This window comes from Mesobacterium hydrothermale (genome assembly GCF_035818635.1).
Lineage (GTDB): Bacteria > Pseudomonadota > Alphaproteobacteria > Rhodobacterales > Rhodobacteraceae > Mesobacterium_A > Mesobacterium_A hydrothermale.
In genome coordinates this window covers 1-3,719 of sequence record NZ_JAYLLH010000065.1, presented here as the reverse complement: position 1 = coordinate 3,719, position 3,719 = coordinate 1, and the positions used below count along the sequence as shown (strand labels likewise).

4 protein-coding genes are annotated in these 3,719 nt (G+C 57.6%); 2 read left to right on the top strand and 2 right to left on the bottom strand.

All coding sequences use genetic code 11. The features are described from left to right. Window positions 1–63: 63 nt before the first annotated feature. Window positions 64–357 carry a hypothetical protein gene (locus VK792_RS19380; RefSeq protein WP_326299557.1) on the bottom strand — a complete coding sequence of 98 codons (294 nt, stop codon included), beginning with the start codon at window positions 355–357 and terminating at the stop codon, window positions 64–66. Continuing rightward, window positions 354–2,153 carry a translation elongation factor 4 gene (gene lepA, locus VK792_RS19375; protein ID WP_326299555.1) on the bottom strand — a complete coding sequence of 600 codons (1,800 nt, stop codon included), beginning with the start codon at window positions 2,151–2,153 and terminating at the stop codon, window positions 354–356. Before lepA ends, VK792_RS19380 begins: the two co-directional genes overlap by 4 nt. Before the next feature lie 162 nt (window positions 2,154–2,315). On the opposite strand from lepA, the gene VK792_RS19370 reads away from it, so the two are divergent. Together VK792_RS19370 and VK792_RS19365 are read left to right on the top strand one after the other, a co-directional pair. Next, window positions 2,316–2,759: a BrnA antitoxin family protein gene (locus tag VK792_RS19370; RefSeq protein ID WP_326299553.1), complete on the top strand. Its 444-nt coding sequence runs from the start codon at window positions 2,316–2,318 to the stop codon at window positions 2,757–2,759. A gap of 435 nt (window positions 2,760–3,194) precedes the next feature. Continuing rightward, on the top strand, window positions 3,195–3,623 hold the full coding sequence (locus VK792_RS19365) for a hypothetical protein (RefSeq protein ID WP_326299551.1): 429 nt from the start codon (window positions 3,195–3,197) through the stop codon (window positions 3,621–3,623). Window positions 3,624–3,719: the final 96 nt, after the last annotated feature.

Here is a 3,719-nt window from a genome sequence, read left to right as displayed (position 1 = left end):
CATCAGCATGACTCGCACGGCCAGCACCAAATGGGAATCCCAATTCGGACTCGTTTGTCGCGATCAATCCACTAGCGCATAAATTTTAGTCAAAATCCCGGTATAGATCGGCAGCAGGAACAGCCCGATCAGGACATACCCCGCGATATGTGCCGCACGTTCGATCCCCGGTTTGCACAGCACCAAGAACGACAGCGCCCCCGGCAACAGCAGCAAGGGGCGCAGGAACAAGGCTTCGACATCCAGCCAGCGTTGGCCAGACAACAGCATTCCAAGATCGGTCAGCGCGGCGGTCGGCAGCGGCAGGATCAGGGCCAGCGCCCAGACCACCCCCGGCTGCGACCGCCAGCCGGTCAACTGTCCATCTTGAGCGCCGAGATGAACGCCTCTTGCGGGATCTCGACCTTGCCGAACTGGCGCATCTTCTTTTTCCCGGCCTTCTGCTTTTCCAGCAGCTTCTTCTTGCGGGTCGCGTCGCCGCCGTAACACTTGGCGGTCACGTCCTTGCGCAAGGCTGACAGGGTTTCGCGGGCGATCACCTTGCCACCGATGGCCGCCTGGATCGGGATCTTGAACATGTGGCGCGGGATCAGGTCCTTGAGCTTTTCGCACATTGCCCGGCCCCGAAGTTCGGCGCGGTCGCGGTGCACCATCATCGAAAGTGCATCGACCGGTTCGTCGTTCACCAGGATCTGCATCTTCACAAGGTTGTCTTCGCGATAGCCGATCATCTGGTAGTCGAAGGACGCGTAGCCCTTTGTCACCGATTTCAGCCGGTCGTAGAAGTCGAACACAACTTCGTTCAGCGGCAGGTCATAGACCACCATCGCACGGCTGCCGGCATAGGTCAGGTCCAACTGGATGCCCCGGCGGTCCTGGCACAGCTTCAACACGTCGCCCAGGTATTCGTCTGGCACCAGGATCGTTGCCTTGATCCGCGGCTCCTCGACGTGATCGACATAGGTCAGGTCGGGCATGTCGGCAGGGTTGTGCAGTTCCTGCATCTCGCCGCTTTTCATGTGCAGGTGATAGACCACCGACGGCGCGGTGGTGATCAGGTCCAGATCGTATTCGCGTTCCAGCCGGTCGCGGATCACCTCAAGGTGCAGCAGCCCGAGGAAGCCACAGCGGAAGCCAAAGCCCAGCGCCGCCGAGGTCTCCATTTCCGAACTGAAACTTGCATCGTTCAGCTGCAGCTTTTCGATCGCGTCCCGCAGGTCTTCGAAGTCGTTGGCATCGACCGGGAACAGCCCGCAGAACACCACCGGGATCGACGGCTTGAAGCCCGGCAGCGCCTGTGCGCAGGGCTTTTTGTCGTGGGTGATGGTGTCGCCGACCTTGGTGTCGCGCACCTGCTTGATCTGCGCGGTGAACACGCCGATCTCGCCCGGGCCAAGCTCCGGGAAATCGACCATCTGCGGCTTCAGCACCGCCAGCTTGTCGATCTTGTAGGACGCGCCGGTGCGCATCATCTTGATCTGGTCGCCCTTCTTGATCACGCCGTCGATCACACGGATCAGGACGACAACACCCAGATAGGGATCGTACCAGCTGTCCACCAGCATCGCCTTGAGCGGCGCATCGCGGTCCCCCTTGGGGGCCGGCAGGCGATGTACGATCGCCTCCAGCACATCGGGGATGCCCAGGCCGCTTTTTGCAGAGATGGGAATCGCGTCCTGGGCGTCGATTCCGATGACATCCTCGATGTTTTCCTTGACCCGCTCGGGGTCGGCGGCGGGCAGGTCGATCTTGTTCAGGACCGGCACGATTTCATGATCGGCGTCGATCGCCTGGTACACGTTGGCCAGCGTCTGCGCCTCGACGCCCTGGCTGGCATCGACCACCAGAAGCGAGCCTTCGACCGCCTGCATCGACCGTGACACTTCGTAGGCGAAGTCCACGTGGCCCGGCGTGTCGATCAGGTTCAGCACATATTTCTCACCGTTTTCAGCAACATAGTCGATCCGGACCGAGTTCGCCTTGATGGTGATGCCGCGCTCGCGCTCGATGTCCATCGCGTCGAGCATCTGGGCCTTCATGTCACGGTCAGCCACCGTGTTGGTGGACTGAATCAGCCGGTCGGCCAGGGTGGATTTCCCGTGGTCGATATGGGCAACAATGGAAAAATTACGGATGTGAGCGAGGTCTGTCATAGGCAGCGATATGATGGGGAATCCGCATTTGGTCAATGGGATTTGAGGGCGCACAACCCATGCACAAACCCTGCACATTCCATGCGCACGCCGGTGCAGCACGGCGTTAACCCCTGCCCCGTCATCCTGCCCCCTGTTCAGACCCCGAAACAGGAGCCAAGGATGTTCGAACTGCCCCCCAAGACCCGCACCGTATCCGAGATGACGCGCAAGGAACGCGAGCATGTCATGTACGGCATGGACGCCATCGAGATGATGGAACGCGACATCCTGCAACTGGCCATCGACCGCAAGGGCATCCCCCACGGCTGGCATCACATCTGGCACACCCGGCACAAGCGCGACACGAAACGGACGCGCTGCACCGTGGCCTTCGACGCCGACGTGGTGAAGTTCTTCAAATCCATCGGGCCGGGCTACCAGGCGCGGATGAACACGGTGCTGCGCACCTACATGCATTTCCGGCTGGCCAAGATCATCGAAGGCCCCGACACCTGCGATTTCGTCGTCCGCCCGAAGATCGTCGAGGACATCGCCCGCGAGGCCGACGTGCAATGGGGCGACGCCAACCGGACACTGAACGGCGGGTCACACCAGTTGTATTGAGGGGTATGCTCAAACCATACAGATATTGAGTTGAATGGACAAACTTTCCATGCGCCTTAGGTCGAGCGTCCTGTCTCCCTCCTATCTCAACAATCGCTTCTCCGAACAATCAGACCTAACGCAAACATGAGGGGAAAAACCAACTCACCAAAAAGGAAAAGCCAGCCCTACTGCCTCAACCATTTGTTTAGAAAAACATAAATATTCTTGGAAAGAGTAACAACAAAGTGCACAATCTCGTCTAAAAATTGCCCGCCTTGCGAGATAGGTCGCAACTACGACAAAGCTGCACCGGCGAGTGAGAAGATGAGCCTAAGGTTAGGGAAGACTAGCGTGGACCTAGACAAGACGTACGAGCGGGCTGTAACAGATGCACGCGCCGCAAACTCGACAAGCATTCTTTCGAACAGGTCCATAGCTCACGCAACGCACGTCATGAGCGAACTCATCGGATACGCGGGAGAGCGGAGAGTTAGCTTGCGCATCAGCTCCGGGAAAGTAAACGTCAAATGCTACAGTGAACAACTGACCGCACAGGTGATCCAAATAATGGACAAGGGTTGCGAGATACATCTCGTAGTCACTTCATCATCAGAGGCAGAGATACATGAAAACAAGTTCGCGAAAGCAATCTCAAGCCACAGGAATGGACATGTTTATGTGTTGCCGACTGGCAGAAATGACGCTGAACTATCTCACTTTGCGGTAGCAGGCGATCGTGCTTTTCGTTTCGAAACGAACCACGACACAGCAGAAGCGTACCTTTCGTTTAACAGGCCCGACATTGCGAGAAGCCTGGTTTCGCTCCATCAGGACTATGTAGAAATCTGCGAAGAGCATATAGACCTAAAAATTTCCGCTTAACATTCTCCAGTTCCTGATATGGAATAGCCCCCTGAAAGTGGTCCACCAACTGGGATAGATTTGTCCCGCAATTGGAGGATCAGCGATGGCTGGGAA